At 46.1% G+C, this 13,236-nt stretch carries 24 protein-coding genes and 1 tRNA gene; 3 read left to right on the forward strand and 22 right to left on the reverse strand.

Going from position 1 to position 13,236, the window contains the following annotated elements; all coding sequences use genetic code 11:
* Positions 1–292: 292 nt before the first annotated feature.
* From IAG03_RS11355 to IAG03_RS11435, 17 genes are all read right to left on the reverse strand, one after another.
* Entirely contained in the window at positions 293–586 is a 294-nt protein-coding gene (locus IAG03_RS11355) for a DUF551 domain-containing protein (RefSeq protein WP_249320148.1), read from the reverse strand.
* Positions 561–869 (reverse strand): hypothetical protein, encoded by a 309-nt coding sequence (locus IAG03_RS11360; protein WP_249320149.1) that lies wholly within the window; start codon positions 867–869, stop codon positions 561–563. The genes IAG03_RS11355 and IAG03_RS11360 overlap by 26 nt, the downstream gene beginning before the upstream one ends.
* Positions 856–1,200 (reverse strand): hypothetical protein, encoded by a 345-nt coding sequence (locus IAG03_RS11365; RefSeq protein WP_249320150.1) that lies wholly within the window; start codon positions 1,198–1,200, stop codon positions 856–858. The genes IAG03_RS11360 and IAG03_RS11365 overlap by 14 nt, the downstream gene beginning before the upstream one ends.
* Entirely contained in the window at positions 1,193–1,402 is a 210-nt protein-coding gene (locus IAG03_RS11370; protein ID WP_249320151.1) for a Lar family restriction alleviation protein, read from the reverse strand. Before IAG03_RS11370 ends, IAG03_RS11365 begins: the two co-directional genes overlap by 8 nt.
* A complete protein-coding gene (locus tag IAG03_RS11375) occupies positions 1,393–1,725 on the reverse strand; it encodes a hypothetical protein (protein WP_249320152.1) in 333 nt (110 codons plus the stop codon). Before IAG03_RS11375 ends, IAG03_RS11370 begins: the two co-directional genes overlap by 10 nt.
* Positions 1,726–1,885: 160 nt before the next feature.
* Complete coding sequence (locus IAG03_RS11380) at positions 1,886–2,461, reverse strand: formate/nitrite transporter family protein (protein ID WP_249320153.1); 576 nt, start codon at positions 2,459–2,461, stop codon at positions 1,886–1,888.
* The gene (locus tag IAG03_RS11385; RefSeq protein ID WP_249320154.1) at positions 2,452–2,733 is read right to left on the reverse strand and encodes a hypothetical protein; all 282 of its coding nucleotides are present in this window, start codon (positions 2,731–2,733) and stop codon (positions 2,452–2,454) included. The genes IAG03_RS11380 and IAG03_RS11385 overlap by 10 nt, the downstream gene beginning before the upstream one ends.
* Positions 2,730–2,942 carry a hypothetical protein gene (locus IAG03_RS11390; RefSeq protein WP_249320155.1) on the reverse strand — a complete coding sequence of 71 codons (213 nt, stop codon included), beginning with the start codon at positions 2,940–2,942 and terminating at the stop codon, positions 2,730–2,732. The genes IAG03_RS11385 and IAG03_RS11390 overlap by 4 nt, the downstream gene beginning before the upstream one ends.
* A gap of 17 nt (positions 2,943–2,959) precedes the next feature.
* Positions 2,960–4,255: a phosphoadenosine phosphosulfate reductase family protein gene (locus IAG03_RS11395; RefSeq protein ID WP_249320156.1), complete on the reverse strand. Its 1,296-nt coding sequence runs from the start codon at positions 4,253–4,255 to the stop codon at positions 2,960–2,962.
* Positions 4,256–4,314: 59 nt separating this feature from the next.
* Positions 4,315–4,617, reverse strand: a complete 303-nt coding sequence (locus IAG03_RS11400; protein ID WP_249320157.1) for a hypothetical protein — start codon at positions 4,615–4,617, stop codon at positions 4,315–4,317.
* Positions 4,614–5,108 carry a RusA family crossover junction endodeoxyribonuclease gene (locus IAG03_RS11405; protein ID WP_249320158.1) on the reverse strand — a complete coding sequence of 165 codons (495 nt, stop codon included), beginning with the start codon at positions 5,106–5,108 and terminating at the stop codon, positions 4,614–4,616. The genes IAG03_RS11400 and IAG03_RS11405 overlap by 4 nt, the downstream gene beginning before the upstream one ends.
* Before the next feature lie 9 nt (positions 5,109–5,117).
* The gene (locus IAG03_RS11410; protein ID WP_249320159.1) at positions 5,118–5,843 is read right to left on the reverse strand and encodes a DUF6291 domain-containing protein; all 726 of its coding nucleotides are present in this window, start codon (positions 5,841–5,843) and stop codon (positions 5,118–5,120) included.
* 3 nt (positions 5,844–5,846) lie between these two features.
* A complete protein-coding gene (locus IAG03_RS11415) occupies positions 5,847–6,488 on the reverse strand; it encodes a putative HNHc nuclease (RefSeq protein ID WP_249320160.1) in 642 nt (213 codons plus the stop codon).
* A 21-nt stretch (positions 6,489–6,509) separates the two neighbouring features.
* On the reverse strand, positions 6,510–7,127 hold the full coding sequence (locus tag IAG03_RS11420) for a phage replication initiation protein, NGO0469 family (RefSeq protein ID WP_249320161.1): 618 nt from the start codon (positions 7,125–7,127) through the stop codon (positions 6,510–6,512).
* 12 nt (positions 7,128–7,139) lie between these two features.
* On the reverse strand, positions 7,140–7,619 hold the full coding sequence (locus IAG03_RS11425) for a siphovirus Gp157 family protein (protein WP_249320162.1): 480 nt from the start codon (positions 7,617–7,619) through the stop codon (positions 7,140–7,142).
* On the reverse strand, positions 7,616–7,837 hold the full coding sequence (locus IAG03_RS11430) for a hypothetical protein (protein WP_249320163.1): 222 nt from the start codon (positions 7,835–7,837) through the stop codon (positions 7,616–7,618). Before IAG03_RS11430 ends, IAG03_RS11425 begins: the two co-directional genes overlap by 4 nt.
* Complete coding sequence (locus IAG03_RS11435) at positions 7,830–8,054, reverse strand: hypothetical protein (RefSeq protein ID WP_249320164.1); 225 nt, start codon at positions 8,052–8,054, stop codon at positions 7,830–7,832. The genes IAG03_RS11430 and IAG03_RS11435 overlap by 8 nt, the downstream gene beginning before the upstream one ends.
* Before the next feature lie 727 nt (positions 8,055–8,781).
* Between IAG03_RS11435 and IAG03_RS11440 the strand changes: the two genes are divergently transcribed.
* Complete coding sequence (locus tag IAG03_RS11440) at positions 8,782–9,138, forward strand: hypothetical protein (RefSeq protein ID WP_249320165.1); 357 nt, start codon at positions 8,782–8,784, stop codon at positions 9,136–9,138.
* On the opposite strand, the gene IAG03_RS11445 is transcribed toward IAG03_RS11440, so the two are convergent.
* Genes IAG03_RS11445 through IAG03_RS11455 form a run of 3 tightly spaced genes read right to left on the reverse strand, consistent with a single transcriptional unit; the run spans position 9,131 to position 9,957 of the window.
* Complete coding sequence (locus tag IAG03_RS11445; protein ID WP_249320166.1) at positions 9,131–9,484, reverse strand: hypothetical protein; 354 nt, start codon at positions 9,482–9,484, stop codon at positions 9,131–9,133. The two genes, IAG03_RS11440 and IAG03_RS11445, sit on opposite strands and share 8 nt — an antisense overlap.
* A gap of 39 nt (positions 9,485–9,523) precedes the next feature.
* The gene (locus tag IAG03_RS11450; RefSeq protein WP_249320167.1) at positions 9,524–9,712 is read right to left on the reverse strand and encodes a hypothetical protein; all 189 of its coding nucleotides are present in this window, start codon (positions 9,710–9,712) and stop codon (positions 9,524–9,526) included.
* Between the two features lie 41 nt (positions 9,713–9,753).
* A complete protein-coding gene (locus tag IAG03_RS11455) occupies positions 9,754–9,957 on the reverse strand; it encodes a helix-turn-helix transcriptional regulator (protein WP_249320168.1) in 204 nt (67 codons plus the stop codon).
* A 128-nt stretch (positions 9,958–10,085) separates the two neighbouring features.
* On the opposite strand from IAG03_RS11455, the gene IAG03_RS11460 reads away from it, so the two are divergent.
* Positions 10,086–10,442: a helix-turn-helix domain-containing protein gene (locus IAG03_RS11460; protein WP_249320169.1), complete on the forward strand. Its 357-nt coding sequence runs from the start codon at positions 10,086–10,088 to the stop codon at positions 10,440–10,442.
* Positions 10,443–11,312: 870 nt separating this feature from the next.
* Positions 11,313–12,404, forward strand: coding sequence for a tyrosine-type recombinase/integrase (locus IAG03_RS11465; RefSeq protein ID WP_249320170.1), 1,092 nt, complete (start codon positions 11,313–11,315; stop codon positions 12,402–12,404).
* Between the two features lie 121 nt (positions 12,405–12,525).
* On the opposite strand, the gene IAG03_RS11470 is transcribed toward IAG03_RS11465, so the two are convergent.
* Positions 12,526–12,602, reverse strand: a tRNA-Pro gene (locus IAG03_RS11470).
* A gap of 146 nt (positions 12,603–12,748) precedes the next feature.
* On the reverse strand, positions 12,749–13,222 hold the full coding sequence (locus IAG03_RS11475) for a peptidylprolyl isomerase (protein WP_249320171.1): 474 nt from the start codon (positions 13,220–13,222) through the stop codon (positions 12,749–12,751).
* Between the last annotated feature and the right edge of the window lie 14 nt (positions 13,223–13,236).

Genomic DNA, 13,236 nt, shown 5'->3' on the forward strand with positions numbered 1-13,236 from the left:
TGCAGCAGTTCATCTCCGGAAAGCAGATCCAGCCCGTGCGCCCCTTTCGGCATCGGGGAATCTATCCAAATCCTTCCTGCTTCGGCGTTTGGATCGCGCTGCCTAGCCCTTTCCCGGCGATAGCAAGTTCGCGAGCAGTATTTTTGCGATGCTTTTGATGGGGTAAATTCGTTCCCGCAGCACTCGCATATTTTAATCATTCGCCGTCGCTCCTTCCGTAGAATACAAAGCACATCACAGCCATTCCAAAGAACGCTCCCAGTGCAAAAGAAATGATGTATGCAAGCATGAATTATTCCTCCTTTGGCAGTTCGGGCAACGGCATCCAGTGGGTAATACGGCTTTCGCCACCTCCCAAAATAAAATTTAATAGCTTATCCTCTGGCATCAAAGCATTTATATCTTCTTCATCAATCCACCATATTTTTTGAAAATAATCGTAACGGGCACACGCCACCCAAATTGAAATATTATCTTCATCATCTAAAAGAGGATAACGAGATTTTATAGCTACAAGGAAATTATTATTCCCGAAAATGGCTTCTGGCGGCTCCGGCAACCTATCTTTCACGCTGATCCATTCCATCGCTTTCCACATCTCCTTTTCTCTCGCCGTAGCTGCAAAAATCATTAGCGCTAGTATTTTCCCGCACAAGTCCGTTTACAGGCGCTTCGCATCTGCCGGAATGATTATATCCATCCCAATATCTGCAATCCTTGCAATGTACCACCTTTTCTACACCATCGATTGTTGGAGCTTTCTCTACCTCTTCTTCTGCCCAATCAATTCCATCAAGGAAGCCGCAACCGTAATCATCAGCCGGTGCTACGCACACAAAATTAAGTGCATCCGCATCAATCAGCCGCATTTTCTTCCCCTCCATCCATTTTCGCGCCGCAGTTGGGGCATACATAATCGGGCAGATATATTTTTTCACCCTTAAAAGTTGTGACAACATTGCAATTTGAGCATTTTTCTTCTGTTAGTGTAATTGTAGTTTTTTCATCAGGGATATAAACTTCACGAGATAATACATCTATCCACTTCCCATGCACCACCTCCGCAACATCGGCGGCGGGCATTCCCTCAATGATTACACGTACTCCGTCCGAAAATACTCTTTCAACAATGCTGTGTTCGCCTAACCCCAGTCGATCAAATTCGGCGAACAACGCTTTCTTGCCCATGTATTCATCCATTGTCAGCCATCCTGTTCCATGCCTCAATTGCTTTTTCTTTGCTGGGCAGCCCAGATACTTTCATCTTCTTTGTGTGGAGGCCATCACCAGTCCTATATCTCCCACAACCGGCATCCCACCCAAAGTCTGCTCTATCGTAGGCATCGTACATATGGATAACGGTTGCAACTCCACCGCACTCAGGGCAGCGTTTCAATTCCATCGTTCGCCCTCTTCTTTCGTCCAATCGATTGCCTGCCCGCAGTTACAGTGGTGATCGATATAATCAATCTCTTGATTCCCACAATTCGGGCATTCCCATCCCCAATCATCATCCGCCCAATCGGGATAGCAGGGAGGATTGCGCCACATTTTCGGCTCCTTCGGCACTTGCTTTTCCAGCGCATCACACGCCAGCAAGCACGCTTCTTCGATTGCCTTAATAGCTGCTTCTTTGCCATGAAATCCGCAATAATATTTAATTTCTGCGATTGCTTCTTTCGTTGTATCTGGATGCAAAATCCTGATCGCTTCCTGTGCCGTCATTCTGCGCTTACCTCCACTTCTTCCTTGAGCCACTCCAAAGCCGCTTTTACTGCTGGCTCTCCGATCGTTCGATTTCCAGTTAGCCGTACATTCACCCTGTGATATACAAGCCACCGTGCCAATTCTTCATCACACATTGCCCGTATTCTATCAGCGTTCGTCATGGGCTTTCCTCCCTACTCACCGCATTCAAAATAATCGCTCCAGCCGTATTCCCGGCCACCACAGCTGCAAGCCACAATAGCGAATATGGAATATTTTCCGCGCTGATTCCGGCGGCAAGATAGAATACATCCGCAACGCAGTGCTCTGCGCCAATCAGCACGAATGCCGCAATCGGAAATAGAATCGCCAGAATAGATTTGCTCCGCCTGTAGCCTTCCACCGCCGCATAGATAAGGATCCCGCAAAGCAGCGCATCCAGGAATACGATATATAGCGGCTTTGCAAGCTTCTGCGCAATCACGGAAATCTCTCCGTGATACAGCCGATACGCGAGGCCTACCCATCCGGCGCCGATCATATTCAGCAGCAGCATTGCAGCAAGCCCTTTTGCCTCCTGCGGCTCCGATATATAGCCGATGCGCCCAGTGTACAGCGGCAGCCCCAGCAGAATGATCGCAATCAGCCCCACCGGAAAGAATAGCGCGCCCAGCACGCCGCCGCCGGCCGATATACTCGCCATGCACGCAATCCCGATCAGCATGCCGGAAAGAATCGATGCCCCTACTCGCACGGCAATTCCTCCTCTTTGGCTTCGATAATCTCATCGAATGTGATTCTGCCATCAATTACGGCATTCATGTAGGCGTTGAATTCTTTCTCAAATGCCGCAATCAGTTCCCGGCCGGCGCCATGCTTATCCAGCACGATTGCAGAAGTTGCCACCAGGGATTTTATTGCCTTTTCGATTCCCACGGCCTGGCCGCGTGCAAACCCCCGGCGATATCCTTCCTCTAGGGCTTTTTCCGCAGCCCGCACTGCCAGCGAGTTCACATGCGCTTTCATTGATCATCCCCCCTGCCGTATTTTTTAGGATTCATCAGCGCTTGCCGATATCTCTTGATGCTGAAAAGTGCGCTCTCTACCTCTTTTTGGAGCCGCACGGATTCCTGCAATGCAAGATTTTCCTCCCGCCAGCTTAGATAATTCCGGCAGTTCGCGTGGCATCCCACGTGCCGATCCACTCCGCAGCCTTTGCAGGGGCATGTTCTCATGTTTCCGCCTCCCCGAATCATAAACTTTCTTCCATTTCCTCCATGGGATCATACTCCATAAGCCCTTCATCTGTGCGCATTTCTCCGAGTACCAACTGATCGATTCGATCAAACGCACACGGCCGATTTTCAATCAAGAAATCAGTATCCGCGATAAAATCCAGCACAGACATTTGCCCGTTTCGCTTTGCCATTTGTAATTTGCGGATTTCTTCGGCCATGCCCTTTCCCATAAACAATTTCCAGGCTTTTGGATGCGTATGCCTTAAAATTGCCATATGATTATTCGGATAAAGCAAATCTGTACCACAGCCCATGCACCCATTTCGCGGGATTTTGTGATAGGCTCCGTCTGCATCCGTCCACCCCATCTTGTAGATTTCCGAGTACGGCACATCAAATAGCTTGATATATTCCCAAATATCATCATCTGTCCACGTAGATAGCGGATTGCAGTGGTAAAATGGATCGCCCTTCAAGTGCGGCCGGCTGGATTTAAATACATATCCCCTCGAAATAAAATTAGTCTGCCTGCTTCTGCTTTCCGCCGCCATTAAGCCCTTAAAGATCACATCAACATCTAAATCAGCTTGCAGCGCCTCGCTAGGCTCTTTTTTGAGAATCGAACAACAGGCTTGTGATATTTTTACCTGCCGCAAAATTTCATAGTAGGCAAGGGTTTCTTCTTTTTCGCTTTGGCTTTTGCTATATTTTAAAAAGCAATCGATATTGATCCGATGCGCTTTTAATTTGGAAAAAGCCTTTCCAAGCAACGGCCACCCATATTGATCCACGCACCACCAGTACGTTTTCGGAGTGCCCTTTGGCCAGATCAACCGCGATTTTCGGAATTTTTCCCACAGTTCAGGTGGGCACTTTTCGTCCAAAATATCCGTTCTTTTCAGTTTCCCATCCGGCTTCAGCACTTCATCTAAACGCCCTTGATCCACAAGCCATTTCAGAACTTCGGCCTGCGCCTCATATTTTAATCCATCTCTTTCTGTGCGCAGCGGCTTTGTTTCGTGAAAGCGCGCTCCTCCCCATTCCCTCCCTAACCTTCGGGCAAAATATAGGGATTCCGGATATTCTACGCCTGTATTTCCGAAAATAACATGCGTCCGCTTTTCCTCCTCAGGAAAATACCTTCTGATCAAATCCCACAACACCGTTGAATCTTTTCCCCCGGAAAATGCAATTGCCGGCGTATGGCTGCACACCGCAAATCCGGATGCGATTGCGTGAACGGATGCCTTTATTTTTTCTTCTAACGGTTTTTTCTGTTCCTTCTCAAGCTCTTTATAAGTCATGTACATTGATTTTCCCTCCGTCGTCACAGAGGCGCGCGCGCTTTAAAAGCTTACCTCAATGTTTTTTAATCTTCCGATTTTGTAACAAGCTCCCGGTACCACATTTCAACTTCAATTCCATACTTTTTCAGATCATTACGCATTCGATCATAGGCGGCTTCTTCGTAATTGCTGTAAAACACTTTAAAATTCTCCACATAGGATTCATAGTATCTCCGTGCACGATCTGCGCCAAATCCGAATATGCTGTGCAGCACAAATAGCATCACCGTATCCAGATCTAGGCTTTTCCGATCCAGAAGGGAATAGAATGCCTTTTCTACTTCCCTATTTATCTTCGAGCGGCTGCCCGGCATCAGCGCTTTCATAATTCCGCCTCCCCAAATCCATACGGAGAAACGGCGTGCTTCTTTTCCTCCGGCTTGTCCGCCGCATCCGAAATGCGCACTTCCACCCGCGGGAATGCGCCGTAATATTTCCGGCAAACCGCCTCCACAATCTGGCTATCATCCCGGTACGCAATGCCGTTGAGCGCATCGCAGATGATTTTCCCGATATTATCCCAATCCGGTTTTTTCATCGGGCGCAGTACGTTCTCGTGCATCAGGCTGTGCACCGTTTTCGTTCCGCCTTTCGGGATCGCAAAATACGCATCGATCTCCACACGCAGCGGCCTCTCCGCAGGCGCAAAGCGGGCTTCCGCTTGTGCCGCCGCATGGTAGCACTGCCGGATCAGGCGCTCATATGCAGCCGTTTGTGCCGGTGTGTAAAAGATCATTTTCCCGGTGCTCTTATTCAGGCTGCTTCGATGCCGTTCTTTCCCCTTCGGCGCGCCGGGAACCACGAATTTTATGTTCATTTCAGCCTCCTACAGCTTTGTCAGATCCATCTCGTCCAGCGCGCCCAGATCATACGTCGGTGCGCTCCGGGTGCGCTGTGATCCCTTGTTGTCATAGTTGCCCTCGCGGATTTTCTGCCAGTTCGCGGGTTTTAAGATCCAATCCAGCGAGCAGCCGCTCCACCTTCCGGATCTCCCGGATAGGAAGTCGCTCCGCTGCACCTTCGCAAAAACCGTGCGCATTTCCTCTGGCGTCATGCCTTTTGCGCGGATTGCCTGTTTGCGGGCAGCGGTCCATTTGCCGGCCTCTGACGGCTTCGGCAAAGAAGGACATTCCTCGATAAACGCCGACCGATACTGATCGTAGCGAATCGCGCCGGACGCGGAAGCGTCTTTCTTTTTTATTTCTTTCTCTTTCTCTTTTTCTTTTTCTTCTTCTTTTTCTTCTTCTTGGCCATTTTTGCTATATGGCAAATGGCTTTTGCTATTTTTGCTATGCGTTTGCCATCGCATTTCTGCCCCTTTTTTCCCAGCCTCCGATCTTATGGCGCATACATCGTCGTATTTTTTATTCGCTCTGTCTATGTCCAGCTTCATACCGTCCCATAGAAGTTCCTCACGGCCCATCAGCTCAACTTCCACCCCTGTTGCTGTATAGCTTAAAGCGGCTCTTATCAAGCGTCCGAACTCGGCATCGTTCAATTTTCGGTACTTTTCCAGGCAGTCCACAAAGAGCTTTAAATACTTCTTTTCCATGCACTATCTCCCGTTTAACTGCAGCCTTTTGCAAAGATAATCATCAAGTTTGATCCCATAAATATGATAATCGGAGAAAAGCTTTTTCTCGTCCATGTGTGCGAGATTGTGGTGTTCCCGGCAAAGGGCAACCGCCCGCATCCCCGCATGGAAAAGCTCCTCACGATTCCGTCCCATTCCAACGCGGTCAACGTGGTGCACCTCTGCCGGTTTATTGCAAATTGCGCATTTCCGATATTCCAAGCACAAATATAGATATCGGTTGATATCGTCCGTTTCGTTGAGCAGCCTGTCCTTCGTCGGAACATTGTGCTGAAAACAAAACTCAATCAGATATGAGATATATTGCCGCGCCGTGGTTACGTCCGCATCGTGGAGCGAGAACCACTCGCAATCAGCCTTTAGGCAAAAATCCCAGGTACAATACTGCCGCAAGAATTCCGGATCGTGCCCGCTCCAAAGCGAGATATCCCGGATGATCGCAAAGATCTTCTTTCGCTGATCGGCGGAGATCGTCCTGCCGTCATTTAGCCTGATCTCCACCGATCCAATTTGTTTCTGCAGCATTTCCCGGCTGATTTCTTCATCCGGCAAAATCGTAAGCTTTACGCCGTCATATTTCAGGATTTTCCCTGTTACAATCATGATTTTTGCCGCCCGCCTTGATTAAAAAGGCAGATCATCATCCGAGGGAATCTCGCTAAATCCTTCCCCTGCGCTTCTGCCGCTGATTTCCTCATAGGTTTTGCTTTCCTTGATTTTCTTCTGAATCCACTCCGGCAGGCTCTGCATGTGAATCAAGGATTTTTCGTCGATCAGTTCAAAGATAAAAGGCTCCTGCATACCCTCAATTGGCCCGTGCCCCTTCGGCAACTTGGAAACGCTCCCGATCTTGCTGTATGTATTCCCGTTTGAGCCTGTATCATCGATCACGTTTACCATGCAGGGAAGCCCCAGCAGCTTTTCCAAATCAAATCCTTCCAGTTCTTCCGGCGTAAATGCACGCCCGCGCCATCCTTCCAGGATCTTCCGGAGATTCGATTTATCAGAGATGCTGTTTGTGTAAATTCCGCTGATCGTCCGATTTTCTCTTCTGCCGTTTACTTCGATCTGCTCGTCCGTAAGCTCAAATAGAATTGCGATTTGCTGGCTGTACTTGTCGTATACCTTGTTGTGCTGGAGGCCTAAATCCACCACCGCATAGCATACGGCGTTATAGAGCCCCGCCTCCAATTTTGGGAACTTGCTTCCCTCGGATCCCTTTGCAATTAAAGTTGTCGACATGTTCATTCTCCTTTACCGAATTGATATTTTTTCATTGATGGCGATTTCCGCGCCTGTGATTTCTGCGCCGGATTTCAGCGCCTTTTTAATCCGGGCCTTGTCCGGCTCTGTTGTGGTTTTTGTCCGCAGATACGATTCCGGAATTTGCTGTAGATTCAAAATTCGAACCGCCTCCGATTTCCGTACAGCGACCTCAAATACCCCTGCTTTTTCTCTTTCCCGATTTGCGGATTTCAGAAAACGCAGAATGTTATTCGATAGCCGATCGGCTGTTTTCTCCGCTCGTTCGCGCTTCCGGTGCAGCTTGTCCTCTTCCGATTTCAGCGCTTCCGCATCGGATTGAAATTGCCGGATCAACTTGCAGTAATCCTCCAGCTTTGAGCCAACGTCCATGGCTTCCAGTGTATCGTTTACAACATCCTCGTCGATTTCTTCCTCCTGCAGCAGCTCATACAGCCGCTGCGCAGCTTCGGTCATTTCATACAGTGTCATGCGATTTCCTCCAGCGGCAGCAACGGCCTTCCCGCGCACGCCTCACACTCGTTTTGCTCGTTCAGCTCATATGCCGGGACGAGAAGCCCGCAGATGCCGCATTGTTCTACAAGCTCGAAATCGTCCGTCCCGCACGCCGGGCAAACATACCGCGGCCCTTCGTCCGTCATCTCCCGGATCGGTTCATCGAATAAATGGCTGTGCCTACACTCATACATGTTCCATAACTCCTCTCAAAATCCAGAATCCCCAGAAAATCCCGCCCAGCAGCACTAGTGTAATCGGCAGCGCCAGCCATTCCGCAATGATTTCGCGCCGGTGCTGTTTTTTTGCTTGTGCTTGCCTGAAATTTGTGCTATTATATGGATGTACTTGTTTGATTTGCGCCTTGCCGGGACGGCCATCCCGCAGGGCGCATTTTCTTTTTGCAATCATGCCTGTTCACTCCTTTTATGATAATGGAAATTGTGTTACAATGAATCTGCCCTTTAGGGAACGCCCGCGGGTACGGGAAAGGAGGATTGATAGCTTGAAGAAACTTCTGAAAGCTCTTATGAAACCCTTCCTGTGCCCTCCGCAAGCTGTGAGCCAGTCTGATGGAAAGAGCCATCAGCGGGTCGCGTCCGTCGGCTCACGGGATGAGGTTAAGCAACCACTCGCCCTGGGCTGCTCATGACCGTCTAGTCGGTATCCGCTCGTGCGGCAAGTGAATACCATAGCAGTGCGCCTCATTGAGGGCAAAGTGCGGAAGAGAATGGGAAGATGGGCGATCTTCCCATTTTCTGTTTTCGGGCGCTCCATAAAGGACAGATTTCATTCTGTTCAAGCAGAAAAACGCGCTTACTGCTCCTTTCTTAATCCTAGAATGCTTTCGCAATATGCTATGAATGCATATCGCGGAATTTTTGTTCGCGTTCCAACGACGCACACCGGAAACCCCAGTTTGTTTTGATCTTCCCGCGCCTGCAGCGTAATGCTGTAGGCGCTTGTTTCCAGCACGGCTGATATATCCGTGGGCGATAGCCATGTTTTGCTGCTGGCTTTAATTTCTTCGAAAGTCATGCGCTTTCCTCCTTCCTCAAACTTTAGCTCTTTTCCTAGCTTTTTTCGTTGAATGAGCTTGTCTTTTGTGCTACGATGAAAAGAAAAAGGATGTGTTTGGATGACAGACTTGGAGTTTAAAATCTTTTCAACAATTATCGAGAATCCATTAATTTCTTCTACCGATTTATTAAATACGATCAGCGAGACACATAACATAAATGATGTAAACGGGATATTGGGTCAGCTAAAACGGCTAGGGTTTATCCGTTCATCATCCATTGATCGTCATCCGGTGTATGATTCACTCTCGCTGACAGATTTAGGTAAATATGAATACGAAAGAGGAATAAAAGAACATAAAAAAGAATTAGAAGCTCAAAAAGAGAAAAAGAAAACGGCAATTCGATTTTGGATCAGCTCTGCATTAGGGTTTGCCGGTCTCGTTTTGTCCATCATCAGTTTGCTGCTCAAATAACCTTGAAAATAAGTGCAAATAAAGCAACTAAAAACGAGATTGCATTCAGGATTAAAATCCCGCGTTGCATTTTTTTACCGGATTTTTCGTTATATAGACACATTGCACCGTTTGTTTTGCTCGCGCATTCTTCCCTATGCAGAACGCCTTTTCCCTTTTCCGTAATGACCAAACCGCATAATTGAGGGTATTCATTTTTGATGTACCCTTCTTTTTTTAGTTCTTCTAAAATCCAATACGAAACGTCATATGAAATTCCATATTTTCGTTCGATCAAAGGAATTACTTCCATACAATTCGTTCCTTCATATTCTCGAATGAGTTCAAGAATTTTGAAATAGATCACATCTCCCCCCTCCTTCCTAAATTGTAGAGTTGGCTGCGCTTATCGTTGCAATAATAGCGCTAATCCGCACACTATAAGAGTTGCAGCCCGCAAACCGATCGTTGCCCACGCCGTTCTTCCGTTCTGCTCGTCAAACAACAACCAAAAGAATCCTACAATTCCATATTCTTTTAAAATTCTGCCCGCTTTGGGTTTTGTAGTATCATTTGGAATAGATGGTCTGTTCATATCGCTTCCCTCCTTTTACATATCATCGCTTAAAGCGAGAATTACGGCAAAAAAATATAGTCTATTGGGAATACATATAGTTTTTCAATTTTTCTCACAATGTCCCAGTTTGGAGAAGTTTTTCCATTTTCGTAGTTTTGAAGGGTTCGCACGTTTATTCCTAGCTTTTTAGCTGCTGCCTTCTGCGATAATCCGGCATTTACTCTTGCAGCGCTTAATGAAATTTTGGGATAATTTTGCATCATATCGCCTCCTTTAAGCTATATTATACTCGCTTAAAGCGAAATGTCAAGCTTTTAGCGAATTATTTTTATTTTTTTGTTGCATCCCCTTCGCTTTTGGCTTACAATAATAATGAAAGCAGGTGATTTGCATGGAAGGTTCTAACGTTCGTATTATTTTTTCAAATAATTTAAATCGGCTGGCAAAAGAAAAAGGCGTAACGCAAGCCGATATAGTTTGCGCATTAAATTGCAGCTCGTCAACCGTTTCGGATTATTTTTCTGGTAAAAAATATCCGCGCCCCGATAAAATGCAAAAAATTGCTGATCTTTTAGGCGTATATATTTCTGATCTTACAAGTGAAAAAGAAGAGCCTACCGTTTGCAACGATAAGCCCTTAAATCCGAAAGCAAAATATTTAATGAACCTTATTGACTCTATGAACGATGAAGAATTAGATGCGCTTGAGCGCATTGTTGATTCTGTAATTCAATTACGCGGCAAATAATCGTTTGTAATTCTTCATCGGTTAAATTTAATAACTTATTCTTTAAGCGGTCACGCTTTTCCAAGAGCAACCGCTCCCCATAAGTTGCTGCTTGTCCTCCCCTTTTCACTGTTGCCCCTCCTTTAATTGAGATTGTATTTTGATTATAGAACGTCCGTTCGATACTGTCAAGATGTTTTTTCACGTATTTTTTGAGCAAATTTGATTGTTTGCTATTTACTTTTTAAATTTATTTGTTTATTATATAGTAGCAGGTTGATTTGCAATATTTGCTAATTGCTGTCAGATGGTGGCAAAATTTGTATGTAATGGAGGTGCATTTTAAGCTTTAGGCGATTGCCGCCGTTTGCGCAGCCGATCAATTCGCCTCTTACGAGGCGTGAGTAGAAATAATGAAAGTATGATTCTTTGCAGGAATGCCGCCCTCGCAGGGCGTGAGTAGAAACAATGAAAGTATGATTCTTTGTCGAAACGCCGCCCTCGCAGGGCGTGAGTAGAAACATTAAAGCATTGTAGGATATTTTTGAACACTATAAAGCATTCGAAAGAATTTCACGTTTCATTGCACAAACCCGGAAAACGAATATAATAAAAGCGGAAGGGAATCCTATCCCTGACCGGGATGCACGGTTTAAATATGCGTCGTTCGTTTTACCGCTGACCGATATGCGGGATATAAGTGGTCGGGTTGAAAGAATTTTTTACAGTTGGTGTATCTCAGCCACAAAATGAGAAGTTTATTTTAGTAGGTTTCTCTTGACCTTTATGCAAGAAATTTATAAGTGAGCGTTTCGCCGCTCTTAAGCGCGATCATAACAGCAAGGGCGGTGTAAAAGCTTGCCCTTGCTTTTTTTAGAAGGAGGCCTCACCATGCAATGCCGTAAATGCAAAACTGAATTGCCGGACGGCGCTGCCTATTGCTATGTATGCGGCATAAAGCAGGAAAAGCCGCAGAAACGGACAAAGGCGCGCGGCAATGGGACGGGAACCGTGTATCAGCTGCCAAACGGAAAATATGTTGCAGAGGTAACGCTCGGCTATTTAAACGGAAAAAGGCGAAAGAAAACGAAACAGTTTGCAAAAAAATCGGATGCAATCAATTTTCTGCCCCTGCTCAAGCAGCAAATCGATACTATGGATTCTAAAATTACATTTACAGATTTATATGAGCGCTTTATGGAAAAGCATTCTGAAAAAGTCGGAAAATCTACCATTGATTGCTACAAGGCCGCATATGGCCATTATAAGCCGATATATTTCATGCCGTTTTCCGAAATCAAAACAGAGCATCTTCAGCACTGTATTGATTCCGTGCCGGGTTCTCGCACAAAAGAAAATATGAAGGCGCTGGGAACGTTACTATATAAATACGCCATGCAAAACGATCTTATCCAGAAAAATTATGCTCAATTCATTTATGTTGGGAAAAAAGAAAAAAGCAAACGCGAAGCGTTTTCTGCCGAAGAGATTCAGATTATAAAAAATAATATCGGGAAAATTCGATATTCCGAATACATCTTATGCTTAATTTATACCGGATTTCGCCCGAATGAACTGTTTGCGTTAAAGAAATCAGATTATCACAAAAACTATTTTATTGGCGGCTCAAAAACAGAGGCCGGAAGAAATCGCATCGTGCCAATACCAGATCCAATTGCTGAAATCGTTGCTGATTTAGTGAATAAATCGGAGAGCGAATATATTTTTGAATCTCCCGCGCACAAACAATTTTCCGATGAAAAATTTCGAAAACGATATTATTATTTCGCTCTTAATGAGATGGGAATTCGGAAACTGCCGCCATACAGTTGCCGCCACACTTACGCCACCATGCTTAAGGATATAGACGCTCCAATTACTGATAAACAAAAATTAATGGGGCATGAAAGTTTTGAGATGACGGCTCATTATACGCATACTGATATTGATTCGCTAATTCGGATTGCAAAGCAGCTAGTTTAGTGTGTAATACGGTGTGTAATAGAGAGAAATTTTTCAAAATAATCGAACATTTTGAAGGTTTTCAAAGCAAAAGAAAAACCGCCTAAAACCTAGATTTTTCTAGGAATTAAGCGGTTTTTTCTGGTCCGAGTGACAGGAGTCGAACCTGCGGCCTCTTGAACCCCATTCAAGCGCGCTACCAAACTGCGCTACACCCGGATATTCAGTTTTTATGCAGCTAAATTATAGTAGCACTTTCCGCGCAATTTGTCAATCCGAATTTGGGAAATTTTCGATACCAGGCAAACAAAAAATCCGGGCGCAATGTTCAAGGCCGGACACTGCACCCGGATTTTTTCCGATATTTATTCGACAATCGTAATCGACTTGATCTTTTGCTCTTCCCAAGGCCGGTCGCGCATATCGGTTTTGACCGATGCAATCGCGTCGACAACGTCCATTCCCTCGACAACTTTTCCGAACGCAGCATACTGGCCGTCCAGGAATGGGCCGTCCGCATGCATGATAAAGAACTGCGAACTCGCAGAATTGAAGTTCTGCGCACGCGCCATTGAAATCACACCGCGTGTATGGGAAATCGGGTTTTTATGGCCGTTTGCTGCAAATTCACCGACGATTTTTTCTTTGGAACCGCCCATGCCGGTTCCCTCGGGATCGCCGCCCTGAATCATAAATCCGGAAATAACCCGATGAAAGATCAGGCCGTCATAGAACCCCTCCCCCACCAGTTTAAGAAAATTCGCAACAGTTTTCGGAGCAGCTTCCGGGTAAAGCTCCAGCTTGATGATTCCGCCGTTTTCCATTTCAATTTGTACCATTGTTGTACCTCCTG

It is taken from the genome of Yeguia hominis (assembly GCF_014384705.1).
Lineage (GTDB): Bacteria > Bacillota > Clostridia > Oscillospirales > Acutalibacteraceae > Yeguia > Yeguia hominis.

Bases quoted from the DNA above. Each gene is read 5' to 3' on its own strand.
- IAG03_RS11355 (WP_249320148.1), bottom strand. From the start codon at position 586: ATGGAATGGATCAGCGTGAAAGATAGGTTGCCGGAGCCGCCAGAAGCC.
- IAG03_RS11360 (WP_249320149.1), bottom strand. From the start codon at position 869: ATGCGGCTGATTGATGCGGATGCACTTAATTTTGTGTGCGTAGCACCG.
- IAG03_RS11365 (WP_249320150.1), bottom strand. From the start codon at position 1,200: ATGGATGAATACATGGGCAAGAAAGCGTTGTTCGCCGAATTTGATCGA.
- IAG03_RS11370 (WP_249320151.1), bottom strand. From the start codon at position 1,402: ATGGAATTGAAACGCTGCCCTGAGTGCGGTGGAGTTGCAACCGTTATC.
- IAG03_RS11375 (WP_249320152.1), bottom strand. From the start codon at position 1,725: ATGACGGCACAGGAAGCGATCAGGATTTTGCATCCAGATACAACGAAA.
- IAG03_RS11385 (WP_249320154.1), bottom strand. From the start codon at position 2,733: ATGAAAGCGCATGTGAACTCGCTGGCAGTGCGGGCTGCGGAAAAAGCC.
- IAG03_RS11390 (WP_249320155.1), bottom strand. From the start codon at position 2,942: ATGAGAACATGCCCCTGCAAAGGCTGCGGAGTGGATCGGCACGTGGGA.
- IAG03_RS11395 (WP_249320156.1), bottom strand. From the start codon at position 4,255: ATGTACATGACTTATAAAGAGCTTGAGAAGGAACAGAAAAAACCGTTA.
- IAG03_RS11400 (WP_249320157.1), bottom strand. From the start codon at position 4,617: ATGAAAGCGCTGATGCCGGGCAGCCGCTCGAAGATAAATAGGGAAGTA.
- IAG03_RS11405 (WP_249320158.1), bottom strand. From the start codon at position 5,108: ATGAACATAAAATTCGTGGTTCCCGGCGCGCCGAAGGGGAAAGAACGG.
- IAG03_RS11410 (WP_249320159.1), bottom strand. From the start codon at position 5,843: ATGGAAAAGAAGTATTTAAAGCTCTTTGTGGACTGCCTGGAAAAGTAC.
- IAG03_RS11415 (WP_249320160.1), bottom strand. From the start codon at position 6,488: ATGATTGTAACAGGGAAAATCCTGAAATATGACGGCGTAAAGCTTACG.
- IAG03_RS11420 (WP_249320161.1), bottom strand. From the start codon at position 7,127: ATGTCGACAACTTTAATTGCAAAGGGATCCGAGGGAAGCAAGTTCCCA.
- IAG03_RS11425 (WP_249320162.1), bottom strand. From the start codon at position 7,619: ATGACACTGTATGAAATGACCGAAGCTGCGCAGCGGCTGTATGAGCTG.
- IAG03_RS11430 (WP_249320163.1), bottom strand. From the start codon at position 7,837: ATGTATGAGTGTAGGCACAGCCATTTATTCGATGAACCGATCCGGGAG.
- IAG03_RS11435 (WP_249320164.1), bottom strand. From the start codon at position 8,054: ATGATTGCAAAAAGAAAATGCGCCCTGCGGGATGGCCGTCCCGGCAAG.
- IAG03_RS11440 (WP_249320165.1), top strand. From the start codon at position 8,782: ATGACAGACTTGGAGTTTAAAATCTTTTCAACAATTATCGAGAATCCA.
- IAG03_RS11450 (WP_249320167.1), bottom strand. From the start codon at position 9,712: ATGAACAGACCATCTATTCCAAATGATACTACAAAACCCAAAGCGGGC.
- IAG03_RS11455 (WP_249320168.1), bottom strand. From the start codon at position 9,957: ATGATGCAAAATTATCCCAAAATTTCATTAAGCGCTGCAAGAGTAAAT.
- IAG03_RS11460 (WP_249320169.1), top strand. From the start codon at position 10,086: ATGGAAGGTTCTAACGTTCGTATTATTTTTTCAAATAATTTAAATCGG.
- IAG03_RS11465 (WP_249320170.1), top strand. From the start codon at position 11,313: ATGCAATGCCGTAAATGCAAAACTGAATTGCCGGACGGCGCTGCCTAT.
- IAG03_RS11475 (WP_249320171.1), bottom strand. From the start codon at position 13,222: ATGGTACAAATTGAAATGGAAAACGGCGGAATCATCAAGCTGGAGCTT.